This is a genomic window from Streptomyces sp. NPDC096323 (assembly GCF_040302845.1).
GTDB lineage: Bacteria > Actinomycetota > Actinomycetes > Streptomycetales > Streptomycetaceae > Streptomyces.
Genome location: NZ_JBEOSI010000008.1, coordinates 423,084 through 439,551, shown reverse-complemented (window position 1 = coordinate 439,551; position 16,468 = coordinate 423,084). Strand labels below are relative to the sequence as shown.

13 protein-coding genes and 1 pseudogene are annotated in these 16,468 nt (G+C 71.0%); 5 read left to right on the top strand and 9 right to left on the bottom strand.

Features of this window, described 5'->3' with window-relative positions; genetic code table 11:
* Window positions 1-200: 200 nt before the first annotated feature.
* Together ABTX18_RS24170 and ABTX18_RS24165 are read right to left on the bottom strand one after the other, a co-directional pair.
* Entirely contained in the window at window positions 201-722 is a 522-nt protein-coding gene (locus ABTX18_RS24170) for an ATP-binding protein (protein WP_352124816.1), read from the bottom strand.
* Between the two features lie 253 nt (window positions 723-975).
* Window positions 976-1,293 carry a hypothetical protein gene (locus ABTX18_RS24165; protein WP_352124815.1) on the bottom strand — a complete coding sequence of 106 codons (318 nt, stop codon included), beginning with the start codon at window positions 1,291-1,293 and terminating at the stop codon, window positions 976-978.
* Window positions 1,294-1,519: 226 nt separating this feature from the next.
* Here ABTX18_RS24165 and cds1 point away from each other — a divergent pair, with 226 nt between their 5' ends.
* On the top strand, window positions 1,520-2,671 hold the full coding sequence (gene cds1, locus ABTX18_RS24160) for an L-cysteine desulfhydrase Cds1 (RefSeq protein WP_352124814.1): 1,152 nt from the start codon (window positions 1,520-1,522) through the stop codon (window positions 2,669-2,671).
* A 23-nt stretch (window positions 2,672-2,694) separates the two neighbouring features.
* Here the strand turns inward: cds1 and ABTX18_RS24155 are convergent, their stop codons facing one another.
* From ABTX18_RS24155 to ABTX18_RS24145, 3 genes are all read right to left on the bottom strand, one after another.
* Complete coding sequence (locus tag ABTX18_RS24155; RefSeq protein ID WP_352124813.1) at window positions 2,695-3,174, bottom strand: SRPBCC family protein; 480 nt, start codon at window positions 3,172-3,174, stop codon at window positions 2,695-2,697.
* A gap of 127 nt (window positions 3,175-3,301) precedes the next feature.
* Complete coding sequence (locus tag ABTX18_RS24150) at window positions 3,302-3,754, bottom strand: SRPBCC family protein (protein WP_352124812.1); 453 nt, start codon at window positions 3,752-3,754, stop codon at window positions 3,302-3,304.
* A 107-nt stretch (window positions 3,755-3,861) separates the two neighbouring features.
* Window positions 3,862-4,704 carry a DeoR/GlpR family DNA-binding transcription regulator gene (locus ABTX18_RS24145; RefSeq protein WP_352124811.1) on the bottom strand — a complete coding sequence of 281 codons (843 nt, stop codon included), beginning with the start codon at window positions 4,702-4,704 and terminating at the stop codon, window positions 3,862-3,864.
* A gap of 193 nt (window positions 4,705-4,897) precedes the next feature.
* On the opposite strand from ABTX18_RS24145, the pseudogene ABTX18_RS24140 reads away from it, so the two are divergent.
* A pseudogene (locus ABTX18_RS24140) lies at window positions 4,898-7,272 on the top strand (hypothetical protein); the annotation flags it as partial.
* Here ABTX18_RS24140 and ABTX18_RS24135 read toward each other — a convergent pair.
* The 4 genes from ABTX18_RS24135 to ABTX18_RS24120 form a co-directional block, all read right to left on the bottom strand.
* A complete protein-coding gene (locus ABTX18_RS24135) occupies window positions 7,245-9,677 on the bottom strand; it encodes a right-handed parallel beta-helix repeat-containing protein (RefSeq protein WP_352124810.1) in 2,433 nt (810 codons plus the stop codon). The pseudogene ABTX18_RS24140 and the gene ABTX18_RS24135 sit on opposite strands and share 28 nt — an antisense overlap.
* Window positions 9,678-9,817: 140 nt before the next feature.
* The gene (locus ABTX18_RS24130) at window positions 9,818-10,423 is read right to left on the bottom strand and encodes an Rv1733c family protein (protein ID WP_352124809.1); all 606 of its coding nucleotides are present in this window, start codon (window positions 10,421-10,423) and stop codon (window positions 9,818-9,820) included.
* Between the two features lie 133 nt (window positions 10,424-10,556).
* Window positions 10,557-11,381, bottom strand: coding sequence for an MOSC domain-containing protein (locus tag ABTX18_RS24125; protein WP_352124808.1), 825 nt, complete (start codon window positions 11,379-11,381; stop codon window positions 10,557-10,559).
* 86 nt (window positions 11,382-11,467) lie between these two features.
* Entirely contained in the window at window positions 11,468-11,986 is a 519-nt protein-coding gene (locus tag ABTX18_RS24120) for a DUF6643 family protein (protein WP_352124807.1), read from the bottom strand.
* Window positions 11,987-13,162: 1,176 nt separating this feature from the next.
* Here ABTX18_RS24120 and ABTX18_RS24115 point away from each other — a divergent pair.
* The 3 genes from ABTX18_RS24115 (at window position 13,163) to ABTX18_RS24105 (ending at window position 16,393) form a co-directional block, all read left to right on the top strand.
* Window positions 13,163-14,458 (top strand): ABC transporter substrate-binding protein, encoded by a 1,296-nt coding sequence (locus tag ABTX18_RS24115; protein WP_352124806.1) that lies wholly within the window; start codon window positions 13,163-13,165, stop codon window positions 14,456-14,458.
* Window positions 14,459-14,600: 142 nt separating this feature from the next.
* Window positions 14,601-15,494, top strand: coding sequence for a carbohydrate ABC transporter permease (locus ABTX18_RS24110; RefSeq protein ID WP_352124805.1), 894 nt, complete (start codon window positions 14,601-14,603; stop codon window positions 15,492-15,494).
* Window positions 15,491-16,393: a carbohydrate ABC transporter permease gene (locus tag ABTX18_RS24105; RefSeq protein WP_352124804.1), complete on the top strand. Its 903-nt coding sequence runs from the start codon at window positions 15,491-15,493 to the stop codon at window positions 16,391-16,393. Before ABTX18_RS24110 ends, ABTX18_RS24105 begins: the two co-directional genes overlap by 4 nt.
* Window positions 16,394-16,468: the final 75 nt, after the last annotated feature.

Sequence of the window (16,468 nt, the reverse complement as noted above, 5' to 3'; positions counted from 1 at the left end):
GCCGGCCGCCCCGGCCCCCGCCGCCCCCCCCCCGCCCCGCCCGCCCCCCCCCCCCCACCCCCACCCACCCCCCCCCCGCCCCGGCCCCCCCCCCCCCCGCCCCCCCCCCCCCCACTCCTGCTGCGGGTTCCCCTTCGTGAGCGGGCGCCCCACTCCTGCTGTGGGTGCCCCGTCGCGTGGGGGCGCCCCGCTGCGCCGCGTCAGCCGACGACCACCGACCGTGCCACCGACGGTGACACGCCTTCCGGCGCCATGAGCCCGCTGGATTCGAACGGACCGTCGGTCGTCGCCCCGTACAGCGCGTGCGGGGGCTGCGTGGCGAACAGGGACGGGGTGGGAAGGGTGAACCAGACCACCTTCCCCGCGCCGCCCCGGGGGCGTACCCCCCAGCTCTCACTGACCGCGGCGATCAGTGCGAGACCGCGCCCCGACGTACTGGAGTCGCCGGCCTGGCGCACGGTCGGCAGCCGGGGGTCGTGGTCATGGACGGACACCGTGAGCCGGTCGAGCAGCAACTCGACCTCGACGGTGCATGATTTGTCCGGCTGTGCATGCCGGTGGACATTGGTCAGCAGTTCTGTGACGCCGAGCGCTGCCTGGTCGACCAGAGGATCGAGATGCCAGTAGCGCAACTGCGCCGAGATGATTCTGCGGACCTGACCGATCCGCGACGGCAGGGCCTGGAGCTCCACCGTGCAGTGCCTGCTTGGCTCGCTGATCACGGCTGCGACTCCCCGAAGTAGGTCCGGAAGAAGACGAAGGAACGGATCCAGCAGATGGCTGGCTGCTGATTCCGGGCCGGCGGCCTGGATCGCGTTGTCACCGCCGGTGAACCATGAGTGACGCGTCTCCAATGTCACCCCGCGACCACGGGTCCGCAACTCGCGGTGTCCCCGCGGCCCCGCTCCGTCAGCGCCCCGCCCACCCTGGTGCCCCGCTCCGTCAGCTCCGCCGCCTGCCCGGTGCACCGGAGTGTCAGTCCCGCCGCCCGCCCGCCCGGTGCACCGCTTCGAGGAAGCGCCGGGCAGGGGCCGCGTCATCGGGCTTGCCGCGCTGCCGCGGCATCGTCAGCCGGTAACGCGTCCCGTTGACCCGCGCCACCGTGGCGTCCGCGCCCGCGAACCACGGTCTGCCCGCGCTCACCGTCCCCACCGGCGCACTGTCGATCTCCCGGCCGTAGCTGGTGAGCAGGGCCACCCGGCCGTCCTTGACGGTGACCTGCCCGGCCCGGGTGAGCGAACGCGCCCACCGGTCGATCCGTACACCCGTCTCGCTGAACTCCGCTTCGTGCACGGCCCCTTCGCCCCCTTCATCACGCCCCTGAGAGGAAGTGTGCACACCCGGGGCCGTGTGCACCAGGGCGGAAATGGGACGCGAGGCGCCATTTCCGACGCGATGGAGCACCGGAACCCGCCCGTGACGCCAAGGCAGTGCTATGGCGCATCAAAGTGAAGGCTTGTGCAGGCAGGGGGCATATCGTGGGCCCGCCGAGACCGGTCGTACGAGGGGAAGCGCACTGATGGGCACGAGTGAGCACAAGCACGACGGCGGCGCTGTGGCGACCGTCGACATCGACCGCACCGACCTGGCGTACCGCGCCTGGCTCAAGGAGGCCGTCCGCAAGGTCCAGGCCGACGCCAACCGCTCCGCCGACACCCATCTGCTGCGCTTCCCCCTCCCCGAGAGCTGGGGCATCGACCTCTACCTCAAGGACGAGTCGACCCACCCCACCGGCAGCCTCAAGCACCGGCTGGCGCGGTCGCTGTTCCTGTACGGGCTCTGCAACGGCTGGATCCGTCCGGGCAAGCCCGTGATCGAGGCGTCGAGCGGTTCGACCGCCGTCTCGGAGGCGTACTTCGCCAAACTGATCGGCGTCCCGTTCATCGCCGTGATGCCTCGCACCACCAGCGCCGAGAAGTGCCGGCTCATCGAATTCCACGGTGGCCGCGGCCACTTCGTCGACGACGCGCGCACGCTCTACGCGGAGTCGGCCCGGCTCGCCGCGGAGACCGGCGGCCACTACATGGACCAGTTCACCTACGCCGAGCGGGCCACGGACTGGCGTGGCAACAACAACATCGCGGAGTCCATCTACCAGCAGCTCAGGATGGAACGCTACCCCGAGCCCGCCTGGATCGTCGCCACAGCGGGCACGGGCGGCACTTCGGCGACCATCGCGCGGTACGTGCACTACATGCAGCACGACACCCGCATCTGCGTCCCCGACCCGGAGAACTCCTGTTTCTTCGACGGCTGGACGCACCACGACCCCCTCGCCACGAGCGACTGCGGCTCCCGCATCGAGGGCATCGGCAGACCGCGGATGGAGCCGAGCTTCGTCCCCGGCGCCATCGACCGGATGATGAAGGTGCCGGACGCCGCCACCGTCGCGGCCGTACGCGCCCTGGAGCGCTCCATCGGCCGTAAGGCGGGCGGCTCCACCGGCACCGGGCTGTGGAGCGCCTTCAAGCTGGTCGCCGAGATGGTCGCGCAGGGCCGCACCGGCAGCATCGTCACCCTGATATGCGACCCGGGCGACCGCTACCTCGACAAGTACTACTCCGACACCTGGTTGGCCGAACAGGGCCTGGACATCGCCCCGTACACCCGGACGATCGACCACTTCCTGGCCACCGGCAACTGGCCCGGCGTGGAGTCGAGTCCGGCCTGATCCGGACCGCAAGCCCTGTGCCCTCAGCCGGCGGCCGCGGCTAGCCGCCGGTCCAGATTGCCCACCGCGTCGCGGAACGACCGGCCCACCGCCCCCCGCGCCCGCCGCAGTATGAACCGGAACAACGTCGAACCGTCCGCCGCGAACGTCCACTGCACCCGTGTGCCGGTACCGGCCGGAGTCAGCCGCCATTCCTCCAAGAGGGCCTGCAGACCAGGGGCGTTGGACTCGTCGATCCGGTAGGCGTACCGCTCGCCGGGCTCGGTGGCGACGACCGTCTCCCGGAACGTGATTCCGCCCCGCAGCCGCACCTCGCGGCCCGCACCGCCGTCGATCGGCCGAGCCACCGTCACCTGGGTGAACCAGCGGGGCCAGCCCTCGACGTCGTCGGCGAGAGCGCGGTACACGGCATCGGGCGGCGCCGAGACCTCGGCGGCGTACACCAGCCGCAGCGAGGCGGAATCGACGTAGTCGAGGCCTACGGAGCGGAGTCGGCGTGCCATGAACGCACCTCCCGTGCGGTCGCTTCGCGCACACCATAACGGCCGCGGCGTCAGGTGTCACCGCACGCGTCGCCCCGGTGACGGTACGTCACACGGGCGCGGCACACGTCCTGCCGTGGACCGGCTTTCAGAGGTGCGGCCGCGCCGGCCGGTCCAGCATGGAGTCGAGCACCCGGCCGAAGATCCGCCGGCCCGCTCCGGCGATCAGCGGATCGCCCCACCGCGGCAGCAGCGGCACGCCGAGCTCCTCCACCCACACCACATGCGAGCCGGCATGCGTGGGGTACACATCGATCGAGGCCCGGCCCCGCACCACGCGGCCGCGCTTCTCCAGCCCGCACATCCCCGCCCGGCCGCCGGCCGGCGGCGACCACCGCACCACTTCCATCGGATCGTCGAACGCGAGCGGGCCGATCCCCGTACGGGCCACGAACACGGTCCCGATCCGCGTCGGCAGCCCGGTGGGCACCGTGATCGTCGTCAACGGGACGTGCGCGGCATGCCGTTCCCAGTCCGTCACCCGGCGCCAGGACTCGGCTGCGGGCAGAGGGGTGAAACGCTCGATCCGGAAGACGGCCACATGCCGATCCTAGGACGTCACGGCCCTTTCGCGACCTGACCGGAACGCGATCACACACCGGTCCCGCGACGTCACGGGCCCAGTGCGAGCTGACCGGAATCCGTGGATCAGTCCTGCGCCGGCTCGCCGGCCGCCTCCCGGCCCGCCACCACGAGGCCCGGCACATGCGCCTCGATCTCCTCGCGGGCCTCACCCGACAGACCCGTGTCCGTGACGAACGTGTGCACCTGGTCCAGTGCGGCGAACGAACTCAGCCCCACCGTCCCCCACTTGGTGTGGTCCGCGACCACCACCACCCGCCGCGCCGACTCGACGAAGCGCCGATTGGTCTCCGCCTCCGCCAGATTCGGCGTGGACAGCCCGCCCTCCACCGAGATCCCGTGCACGCCGAGGAAGAGCACATCGAAGTGGAGCGAGGCGATCGCCCGGTCGGCGACCGGACCGACCAGCGAGTCGGACGGGGTCCGGACCCCGCCGGTGAGGACCACCGTCGCGGCGCCGGGCCGTGCGCCCGGCGACCCCGGGCGCTGCGCGGCATGGAACACGTCGGCGACCCGGACCGAGTTGGTCACCACGGTCAAATCCGGTATGTCCAGAAGACGCTGAGCGAGGGCGTAGGTGGTGGTGCCGCCGGAGAGCGCGATGGCGCTGCCGGGCACGGCCATCGCGGCGGCGGCCCGCGCGATGTCCTCCTTGGCGGTCAGCTCCAGCGCCGACTTCGCCTCGAAGCCCGGCTCGTGCGTGCTCGCCTCGACCACGGGCACCGCCCCGCCGTGCACCTTCTCGATGACCCCCTGGCGGGCCAGCGCGTCCAGGTCCCGGCGGACGGTCATGTCGGAGACGCTCAGTTTCCTGGTCAGCTCGTTGACCCTGACCCCGCCGCGCCTGCGTACCTCGTCGAGGATCAACGCACGCCGCTGCTCCGCGAGCAGATTCTGATTCTCGCTCAACGCAGTGCCCGGTCCTTCCTCTGGCCGTGCGGCAGCCCATGCCGAGGGCTCATCCTGCCACGCGGTGTCGCGGGCCGCCGCACTGGGGAGATTCCGTAAGAGCGGTGCGGGCGCCGGACTCGTCCACCACTCTGGTGACCGGACATCAGCCGCGTCCCCCTCGGGCTTCCACCTTTGAGAGCGAGTCACCCCCGTGACACCTGCCATCCAGGCCCCGCAGAGCGAAGGGCCCGCACTGGAACTGCTGGTCCACGGCGTGGGTGGGGCCACCCCCCAGGAGATGCTCGTCGATCCGCGCACGGTCCGGGTGACCGGGGACGCCACCGCCGCCATCTACCGGCGTCCCGGCGACATCGACGCGGAGTCCCATCCCGAGCGCTACCGGGACCGGCCCATCCCGGAGGCGTACTGCTGGTCCCACCTGACGTCCGGCAACGGCTCCCGCGCGCTGTGGCTCCTGCTGCTCCCGTTCATGGTGATCAACCTCGCCCACTGGATGCGCCCGGCCGCCACGCACCGCCCCCGGGCGATCAGGCTGTACGGCGTGCTTGTCCGGCTCCTCGCGCTGAGCCTCACGGTCCTGCTGACCGCCGCCGTCTGCGAGGTCGCTCTCGACCTGACCGCCTGGCAGTGCGCGGGCGTGCCGGACTGCTCCGACCAGCGGTCCTGGCTGGGGTTCCTGTCGGCCGCGCAGGGCGGCTGGTGGTCCCAGCCGGGCCGCCGTCTCGCGCTGGCCGCGCTGGCGCCTACCGCGCTGGTGGGACTGCTCTGGTACCTGTCCAACCGGACCTGGAGCGCCTACGAGTCCCAGCGCCCGCTGACCGGCACGGACCCGGAGGACGACGACACCCCGCCCCCGGCCACCGGGACCGGCCCGGCGGCCCCGGTGCGTCCCGCGCTCGGACGGCCCGGATTCTGGTACGGACGCCGGCTCGTCGCACGCCTGCGGGCCGCGCACACCGCGGCCGGCTTCCTCACTGTCACCGCCTTCGTCACCGGCGCGGCGGCCCGCCGGGACCGTGCCGTCGGCGGGCCGGTGCCCGAAGGGTTCGGCAGGCTGATCGAGGCGGCCCTCGTCGTCGGGACGCTCGTCGTGGTCGCGGTGGTCTGCCGGCGCGGCCGGAGCGAACGGCGCCTGGACAACCGGCTCGACCGCGCCGTCGTCACGTACCTGCCCGCGACCGCCCTCCTTTTGCTCGTCCTCGCCGCGCTGCACGCCGCCTGGTCGCGCCCAGGCTGGGCCTCCGCGGGCACGCTTCCCGGTGACGTCATGTTCCGCGTCGTCACCCTCGCCCAGGGCGCACTCGTGGTGGTCCTCGCCGCCGTGTCGTTGAACCTGTACCGGCGCAGCCCCGAGCCGCGCACCGTGCTGCGCGGACTCGGCGGCCCCGCCGTCGCGATGCTCGCCTGTTCGCTCGGCGGCGTGATGACCGGCGGGGTCGCCCAGCGCGTCGCGGACTGGCTCGACGGTCCCGGCAGCCCCGGGATGGGCCGCAGTGCCGTCATAGAGGGGCCACCGGTGCTCCTCAGCTGGCAGGCCTCCGTCATCCCCGTGCTCCTGGTGCTCCTGGTGATCCCCGGGCTCGTGCTCGGCCTGCGGACCTACCGCGCGGCCCGCCGTCTTGAGCCGCTGGTCGACGCGGAGTACGAACAGGAGCGGCCCGACCCCGCGCGGACCAGGCAGATCGCGCGCATCCGGGCCACGGCCGCGCTCACCGACTCGGCGCCCGGCATGCTGGGCCTGCTCTCCGGCGCCACGCTGCTGCTCGGCGCCGGCGCGGTCGGCGGGGCCTGGGCCAGCGGGCAGGTCCCCGGCCTGGCCATGGACGGCAGCAGCCCCTTCGTCGAATCGGTGGCCGAGGCGGCGCAGTCCACCGGCTCCTGGCTCATCGGCTTCGGCTTCCTGCTCTTCGTCGCCTGCGGGCGGCGCGCCTACCGGGACGCCTCGGCCCGGCGCACCATCGGCATCCTCTGGGACGTCGGGACGTTCTGGCCGCGCGCCGCACACCCCTTCGCCCCGCCGTGCTACGCCGAGCGGGCCGTCCCCGACCTGGCCTCACGCATGTCCGGCTGGACCGCCCGCACCCGCGGCCGGCTCGTCATCTCCGGCCACTCCCAGGGCAGCGTCCTTGCCGCCGCCGCCGTCTGGCAACTGCCCGCCGGGACCCGTGGCCGGGTCGCGCTGCTCACCTACGGCTCGCCGGTCGAACGGCTCTACGGGCGCTGGTTCCCGGCCTACTTCGGGCCCGTCCAGCTGCACGGCCTGCACCGGTCGGTGCACTGCTGGCGCAACCTGTGGCGGCCCACCGACCCGATCGGCGGCGCGGTGCGGCTCGGCGAGGAGTCCGGGCCCGAGGTCGACCGGGGCCCGCTGAAGGACCCGCTGGTCTACGGGCGCACCCCCGAACATCCGCTTCCCGAGCCGGTGCTGGGGCACTCCGACTACCAGGCGGACCCCGTCTTCGCCCAGGAGCGCGCCGCCCTCCTCGAACGGCTCGTCCCCGTCCTGCCCCACCAGGCGGACGAGTCCGCCAGGGGGCTCAGGGGAGTTCCGGAAGGTCTTCCGGAAACAGCAGAGTGAGGTCGTCCGTGCTCGTCTCGGCGAGCTGGGCGACCCGGCCCGCATGCCGTTCGACCATCGACTCGAAGGTCTGGCGGGCCGTGCGGCCGTTGCCGAAGGCGGGTCCCTTGGGAAGCTCGGTGAAGTACTTCAGCAGCGCCTCCCCCGTCCCGGACGCCAGGCTGTACTCCTGCTCCTCGGTCTGCTGCTCGACGATGCGCAGGAGCTCGCCGGGATCGTAGTCGCTGAAGGTGATGGTCCGTGAGAACCGGGAGGCCACACCGGGGTTGACGGTGAGGAACCGCTCCATCTCGTGCGTGTACCCGGCGACGATGACGACCACCGCGTCCCGGTGGTCCTCCATCAGCTTCACCAGCGTGTCGATCGCCTCCCGGCCGAAGTCCCGGCCGGAGTCCTCGGGGGACAGGGCGTACGCCTCGTCGACGAACAGCACGCCGCCACGGGCCCGCTCGAAGGCCTCCTGGGTACGGATGGCGGTTGAGCCGATGTGCTCCCCGACCAGGTCGACCCGGGACACCTCGACCAGGTGGCCCCGCTCCAGCACCCCGAGGGAGGCCAGGATCTCCCCGTACAGCCGCGCCACCGTCGTCTTGCCGGTGCCGGGGGAGCCGGTGAAGACCAGGTGGCGGCGGACCGAAGCGGCCTTCAGCCCGGCGAGCTGACGCCGGCGTCCCACCTCGATCATGTCGGTGAGCGCGCGCACCTCCCGCTTGACGCTGTCGAGGCCGACCAGCGCGTCCAGTTCGCCGAGCACGGCCGCGGACGTACGCGTGGGCCCGTCCGGCGCCCCGGCCGCCACGGGCTCCACCGCACGTGGCGCGGGGACCACGCCCAGCAGCCCCGGCGCCGACTGGGTGGCCGTGAGGACGGCGGGCGGCGGGGGAGTGGCGGAACGCAGGCCGCTCTCGTCGCTGGTGCAGTCCTCCACGACCGGCCCGGTGGCCGAGGCGTCACCGTGGGCCACGCCCTCCGCGAACTCGTAACCGCCACGGGCGCACCGCTCCGTACGGCAGCGCGTCAGCGTCGTACGGCAGCCGTCCATCACATGGAAGCCGTAACCCTCGCTGCCGGTGACGCGGCAGTTGTGGAAGGTGCCGCGGCCCTCGGCCGACACGTAGAAGCCCGCCTCGGCGGGGGAGGTGACGGTGCAGCGCTCGATCGTCGGATCGGCGCCCTTGGTGACGATCACGCCCGTCTGCACCGCGTCGATCGTGCAGTTGTTCAGGGTGCCGCCGCTGCCGTGGTCGCGGAACCAGGCGCCCGTCGACGCCTCCCTGATGCGGCAGTCGTCGAGCTGCGCGGTCGCCCCGTCGCTGACCGACACCGCCGTGTTGCGGACCTGGGAGAGATCGCTGTCCACGACATCGGCGCGCGAGCCCCGGTCGAGGACGAAGAGGGCGTCCGGCACGTCATGGACGCGGCAGGAATCCAGTATCACGGTGGCCCCGTCGCTGACCCAGACCGCGGGGTAGTCGCCGGTGCTGTCGTGGATCTCGCACTGGTTGGCGTCGACCCGGGTGCCCGGGTCCCAGACCGAGAGTCCGTTACGGCCGAAGCGGCGCACCGTCGAGCGGGTCAGCGTGAGGACGGACCGCGACCGCAGGTCCACCGCGTTCTCGGGGATGTCGTGGATGTCGCAGTCGGCCAGCGTGAGCACCGCGTCGGTGTCCAGGGTGACGCCGTCCGCGGAGGTGCGGTGCACCGTGCAGTCGGTGAGGTGGGCGGCGGCGCGGGCCGACACCTGTATCCCGCTGCCCTTGATCTCGTAGATCTCGCAGCCGACGGCCTCCAGCCCGCTGCCCTCGCCCGTGACGGACAGGCCCGCGCCCGAGGCGTGGTGGACGCGGCAGCGTTCCAGCCTCGGGTGCGCGCCGTCGCGCACCGAGACGCCGGACTGCCCGGCCGAGACGATCTCGCACTCCTCGAACACCCCGCCCGCGCCGTCGAGCACGGCGATGCCGACACCGGCCGGATTGTCGACGGTGCAGCGGCGCACGGTGGGCCGGGCAGCCCCGCGCACCTCGATGCCGGCGGCCGAGCGGGTCACGATCCGCAGGTCCGCGATGTCGGGTGCGCCCTCCTCGACCAGCAGGGCCGGGGCGGCGGAGTCCTGGCCCTCCACGTGCAGGTCCCGGACGACGGCGGAGGCGCGCAGGGTCAGCGGGACACCGTCCACGGGGGCGATCCGCACGGAGCCGACGGAACCCTCGGGGCCCCGCAGGGTCACCGCGCGGGCGATGACCAGATTCTCCCGGTAGGTGCCCGGGGCGACGGTGAGCACATCACCGTCCGCCGCCGCTTCCAGAGCCGCGGTGAGGGAGGCGTACTCGCCTGTGCGGCGCCGCCACCGCGATGTGCCGGTGTGCGTCACCTGGACCGTGCCCTGTGCCATGGCGCTGTTGTGCCCCCACCTCGTGCGTGTGTGAAGCCCGGGTCACCGGCCACGCGGCAGCGGTCACCTCGGGGCCTGCCTGCAGGAGTGACGGGCGGGCCGGTCCACCGTAGCGCGCGTGGGGCCGGGAGTTGACCGGATCAGCTGCCGGTGCCCGTCCTGCCCCAGTCCGGACCGGTCCTGGCCCATGCCCGGTCGAGCCGCTCGTACCGCCGTTGCACCATGCGCCATACGATCAGGCGCCGCCCGCCCTCGATCACCACGACGGACAGCATCGCCGCGCCGCCTCCCGCCAGGGCGGCATGGGTGTGCGCCGTCGGCGCGTCCAGGGGCCGCAGGGCGGGGTTGCCTGCCAGGTCCGTCCAGATCCGCACGTGCGCCCCGACCGCGGTGTCGCGCGAGGCGGTGGCCACCGTGGCGCTGTGCGCCGTACCGTCCGGGCCGTGCCAGCGGGCCACCACGGGGGTCTGCCCCGTGCGCCCGGTGGAGACCTCGGGGTCGGTCGCGACCTGTCGGGCGGGGATCTGGCGCACCACGACGCCGGTGGTCAGCTGCCGGCCCGCGTGCTGGGCCCGCACCGACTCCTGCAACGCGGCGTCGACGCGCGATCCGCACAGCCAGCCGAGCACCGGCGCCGCCAGGACGAGCAGAAGCAGCGCGATGAGCGCCACCCACGCCTCGCGCCTGTCCGTGGCACGGCACAGGGGATTGTGCCGCCAACGCCGGAGTCCCGTGAGCGCTCGCACCTTCCCGCACCCCCTTCCGTATCCGTCATAACCCGATACGGCGTGGCCCGCGCGCCGGAGAGGCGAGGAGAGAGCCGCCTCACCTCTCCAACGCACCGCCCGCTCCCGGGAGTTCCGCTCCCCAAGACCGATTTCAGCCCAGGATGCGCACCGGGTCCCCGACCCGGATGACGCCCGCCGTGTCCGGGATCAGATTCTGGCCGAAGAGCAGGTCCTTGCCGGACCGGCGGTGCCGGGCGAGCGTGCGCAGGGGCTCGGAGCCGCGGCGGGCGGTGTGCTGATCGGTCGTCGTGATGACACAGCGGCCACTGGGCTTGACCACGCGGAACGTCACCTCGCCGATCGCGATCCGGCTCCAGTCGTCCTCCGCCCACGCAGCCGTGCCGGCCACCACGGCATTGGGCCGGAAGCGGTTCATCGGCAGCGGCCCCTCGCCGGGGTGGTCGCCGGCCGCGACGAGCGAGTTCAGCGCGTCGAGCGAGGCGAGGGTGGTCAGCAGCAGGGGGAAGCCGTCGGCCAGGCTCACGGTCTCACCCGGCCGTGCGTACGCGGGGTCGATGAGCCTGCGCCGCTCCGGCGCGTCGAGGTGGACCAGCCGGACCTCCGCCCCGAGGAAGTCGCCCAGCCAGGCGTGGGCGCTCCGCGCCGCCTCGACCACGTCGAGCCGGCTGCGGTGCAGCACCACGCCGGTCGTCTCCCGCGGCTCGGGAACCTCCACGGTCAGCGCCGCGCCCCCCGGCGCGGCCAGCACGATTCCACCACCCGGCGCGGGGGTGGCGGAGATCAGTGCCATGCGGGGCTGCTGACGTTGTGTGACCACCTTGCCGGTGTGGTCGACCAGCATCCAGCGGCGGTCGCCGTCGAGTCCCCATGGCTCGACGGCGGCCTCGCCGACCGTGCACGCGGCCAGCGACTTGACCGGGTGGATGTGGACGGCACTCAGTTCGGGAGAGGACATGCCTCCATCCTGCCAGCCACTCCCTGGCGTCCCGCCGCTGCGTGCGGGCAGTGCTCTCCCGGTGCCGTGACCGGCGAAGCCTGCCCTTAGTAGCCCCGGCCCTGGTACGGGCGGTTGTACGGGTCCTCGTACGGCGACTGCGCCGGCGCGGGCCGCGGCGCCGCCGGGCGCATCGACTCGTAACCGGTGCTGGGCGCCGGCCGCTGCGGCTGCTGGTACTGCGGAGGCGACTGCTGCTGGTAGCCGCCGCGGCCCGCAGCGGGCTGCTGCTGATAACCGCCGCGGCCGGCGCTCGGCTGCTGCGGGATGTACGGCGCCGGGGCGTGCTGCAACTGCGCGGGCTGCATCGGCGCGTAGCCCTGCTGCGCCATCGGCTGCTGGTAGCCGTACGACGGATGGGGCTGGGAAGGCGCCGCGGGAAGAGCCGGCAGGGCCGACGGGAGCGCCGGCAGATAGCTGTTGCCGGTGTCATAGGCGGCAGGCACTCGGATCGGTGCGATCTGAGGCGTGCCCCGCTCCGCGACCAGGGAGTCGTAGATCGGGGTGTCGGGGAACGACGGCGCGGCGTAGTAGCCGCCGCCGTAGGTGGAGCGGGGGGAGGTCATGGCACCTAAGTTAAGCCCACGATGTGCTGATTGGGGAGCCCCAATCTTGGGGTCATCCTTTTTACGCCGATTCTGACCGCCTGACCTGCTCAAACGCTGATAAAGCCGCCGCTGACAGCGCTGTCTTCCGCCGGTGTGGTGCGTGGCCCGGGCGAAGTGGGGACGAGCCGCGGCAGGCGGGCCCGCGCCCGGCGGTCTGCCGGCGACGGAGGGCTTCGAACCGAACCCCCGGAACCGGTCGGTCAGGAGGCCGGCGGGCATGGCGGCCCGTGCGGTGCGCCACCGTCACAAGTGTGCGCGGTGGACGTCCGGCCTGCGCGTTCGGTGCGCGCCGCCCATGTGGGCTTTCGGGCCGGTGGGGAAACCGGCGGGCTGTCTCGTTGCACGCTCGGGCAGGCCGGCCGCCGTCGGCCGCGCGGGGGACGGCATGACGACCCCTTTCCGCCGTCCGAGAGCAGGAACGCCAGGAGCCGTGGGAGCGCAGTTACGTACGGAGGGTTGCGAGGCGGAACGACTCGGACGCGGTGACACCATTAAGGAGCTTCGCCCCAGTGCGCCGCGGGCCCGGGGAACGCCGTCCGGCGCACCCGGGCCATGGGTTCGGCCTTCTTGCCGGAGACACGGATGCCCTTTCCCTGTTCGCGCGGGCGTCCGGTCAGCGGTGCTGCCCGCTGCGGTACTCATGGAACAGCGTTGGAGACGTCCGTAGTTGCGACATGTCGGGGAAGCATTTCGCGCGGGTTCGCGACCGTAGGTTCTGGCTGACGTGACGTCAAGGGGTTGCGCGGCGCTGCAAGAGGAACCCGTGGATCCACTCATGCACGTGACGAAATGTTTCGACAACCACTCAGGCAGTCCTGAATAAGTTTCGAAGAACTTTCGGAAATGATTCATTGACTGCCGCTCCGCCCCAAGCGCATACTCCCAGCCATCGGCAACTCCCCGTAACGGAAACGACTCCTTGCGGACATGCCCGTCCACCTGGCACATCCACACGAGCATGCCCGGAGCGGAAAGCAGGGCCGCGGTGATCGCCACTCCCACATACGTGTCCGGCCTTCACCGAGCCCATGGCCGACCTGCCGCCTGAACGCCCGGATCAACGCCGACAGGCCGCTGCATCACTCAACCATGCGCACCCGCTGTAGTAATGACGACAGATCAGGGATTTCCACAATGACGAGGAAGATACGCGGCGCGACAGCTCTGGCGATCGGCTTGGGCATCGCGCTCGCTGGCACCGGCTGTGCCGGTGGCAGCGACGACGACAGCAGTGGTGCGTCCAACGGCAAGGTCACGTTGACCCTCTGGGAGAACGCGACGCCCGGGCCCGGCGCGGAGTACTGGAAAACCGCCGTGAAGGCGTACCACTCGCAGCACCCGAACGTCACCATCAAGCTCCAGACGGTGCAGAACGAGGACTTCGACGGCAAACTGCAGACCGCGCTCAACTCGAACTCCGCGCCGGACATCTTCCTGCAGCGCGGCGGTGGCAAGATGCAGGCCATGGTCGACGCCGGCCAGGTCCAGGAGCTGAGTCTCAGCGCTGCCGGCAAGGCGAACGCGGGCGCGGCAGGTCTGGCAGGCTATTCGATCGACGGCAAGGTCTACGGGGTGCCGGTCGACACGCAGCCCGAGGGCATCTACTACAGCAAGGACCTGTTCAAGCAGGCCGGCATCACCGCGACGCCGACGACGATGGACGAACTCGAGGCCGCTGTAGCGAAGTTGAAGGCGATCAAGGTCGCCCCGATCGCGGTCGGCGCCAAGGACGCATGGCCGGCCGCGCACTGGTACTACAACTTCGCCCTGAGGGCGTGCAGTCAAGACACCATGAAGAAGACCGCCAAGTCGCTCGACTTCACCGACGCGTGCTGGACGAAGGCCGGCGACGACCTGGCGTCGTTCCTGAAGGTCGACCCCTTCCAGAAGGGGTTCCTGACGAACTCCTCGCAGCAGGGTGCCGGGTCGTCCGCGGGCATGCTCGCGAACCACAAGGCGGGCATGGAGCTCATGGGCAACTGGGACCCCGGTGTGATCGCCAACCTGACCCCGGACAAGAAGCCGCTCCCGGACCTGGGCTGGTTCCCCTTCCCCACCGTGGCCGGTGGCCAGGGCGATCCGACCGCCATCATGGGCGGCCTCGACGGATTCTCGCTGTCCAAGAACGCACCGAAGGAGGCCGTTGGCTTCCTCGAGTTCCTTGTGACCAAGGAGCAGCAGGAGCTGTATGCCAAGGCGTTCTACGTGATCCCGGTGAACAAGAAGGCTCAAGGGGTCGTCACCGACTCCTACAACATCTCCGCCCTCGGGGCCTTCAACAAGGCTGCCTACTCCATGATGTTCCTCGACACCGAGTACGGCCAGAACGTCGGCAATGCCATGAACACCGCCGTCGTCAAACTGATGGCCGGCCAGGGCTCCGCCGCCGACATCGCCAAGAGCAGCAATGCTGCTGCCTCGAGGGGCTGAGCGGCAGACGATGAGTGACACCCTGGGTACTGACACGGCCCCCGGCCGCCAGTCGCAGGGCACGCCGGGAGTCGGGGGTGCGGCGAAGGCCGCGCCGCCGGCTCCGCCGCGAGCGGCTGGGCGCCGCCGCGGCCGTGCCAGGATGCGACTCGAAATCGTGGTCCTGTCCGGACCCGCGATCATTATGTTCCTCGCGTTCGTGATCTTCCCGGTCGCGCTCGCAGCGTTCTACGGCTTCTACCGGTGGCATGGCTACGGGGCGCCCACCGACTGGGTCGGCCTCAACAACTACAAGCTGATCCTCACCGACCCCGCGTTCCAGCAGGTCCTGTGGCACAGCGGCCTGATCATGGTGCTCTCCCTGGTCATCCAGGGCCCGATCGCGATCGCCCTCGCGCTCCTGCTCAACCAGAAGGTCCGCGGCCGCTCGGCCATCCGCGTCCTGATCTTCGTGCCGTACGTCGTCTCCGAGGTCATCGTCGGCACCGGCTGGAGCCTGATGCTCCAGAGCAACGGAGCCGTCAACGACCTGTTGCACCACATCGGCCTGGGCTTCCTGCAGGCCGAGTGGCTCTCCGACCCGGAGCTGGCCATCTGGACGCTGATGGGCATCATCTCGTGGAAGTACATCGGGTTCGCGGTGATTCTGATGCTCGCCGGACTGCAGTCGATCCCGGAGGAGCTGTTCGAGGCCGCACAGATCGACGGCGCGTCCTACTGGCAGGTCCAGCGCCGCATCACGCTGCCACTGCTGGGACCGACGATCCGCATCTGGGCCTTTCTGTCGATCATCGGCTCGCTGCAACTGTTCGATCTCGTCTACATCATCTGGGGCCAGTACGTGTCGGGCACCGCAGGCACCTCGACCATGGCGATCTACATGGTCGCGCAGGGCCGAAGCGCCGGAAACTACGGCTACGGCAGCGCCGTCGCGGTTGTGATGTTCCTGATCTCGCTCATCGTCGCGCTGGTCTACCAGCGCTTCGTCCTGCGCCGTGACCTCCGGGGCGCCGTCACCGAAGGAGCCAACCGATGAGCGTGACGTCCGTCGGCTCCCGGCCTTCATCCGCCGCGGCACCGGATACCCCCACCGATCCCCGCGACCGTCGTGACCGACCGCAGCGGTGGGGGCATCCCTTCACCTACTTCGTCGCGCTGCTTTTCATCGGGGCCTGCATCGCACCGGTGCTCTACATCGTGCTCGGCGGATTCCGTACCAACTCGCAGATCACCGCGAGTCCGGCCGCTCTTCCGCACCCCTGGGTCGTCGGCAATTACGTCAGCGTCCTGAAGTCGACGACGTTCTGGGGCGAATTCGCCAACTCCATCATCGTCGGGCTCGTGAGTACCGTCGGCATCGTCGTCCTCGGCCTGATGGTGAGCTTCGTGCTCGCGCGCTATGACTTCAAGCTCAAGGGTGCGATGTATTCCATGTTCGCCGCGGGTCTGATGTTCCCGATGGTGATCGCGATCACCCCGCTGTACATCGTCATCAAGAAGCTCGGACTCGTCGACAATCTGCTGGGCGTCATCGTTCCGCAGATCGCGTTCGGCCTGCCGACGACCGTGATCATTCTGGTGCCGTTCCTCAGGGCGATTCCTACCGAGATCGAGGAGGCCGCCGCGATCGACGGTGCAAGCCGGCTCGGATTCTTCTTCCGCATGGTGATCCCGCTGTCCTTGCCCGGCGTCGTGACCGTAGGCATTCTCGCGTTCATCGGCAGCTGGAACAACTACGTCCTGCCCCTCTACATCCTCAACTCGCAAGCCAACTTCACCCTGCCGCTCGGCGTCCAGGCGTTCTCCTCGCAATACTCCCTGGATACCGCCAAGGTCCTGGCGTTCACCTCACTTTCCATGCTGCCCGCACTGATCTTCTTCTCGGTCTTCGAGAAACGGATCGTCGGCGGGCTCACCGGAGCCGTGAAGGGCTGACCCCAGCACCGGTTTCTCCCCGTGACCGACAAGCGGCCTGCCCCTGCCGTGCCTCCGGCAGGGGCAGGCCGCTGT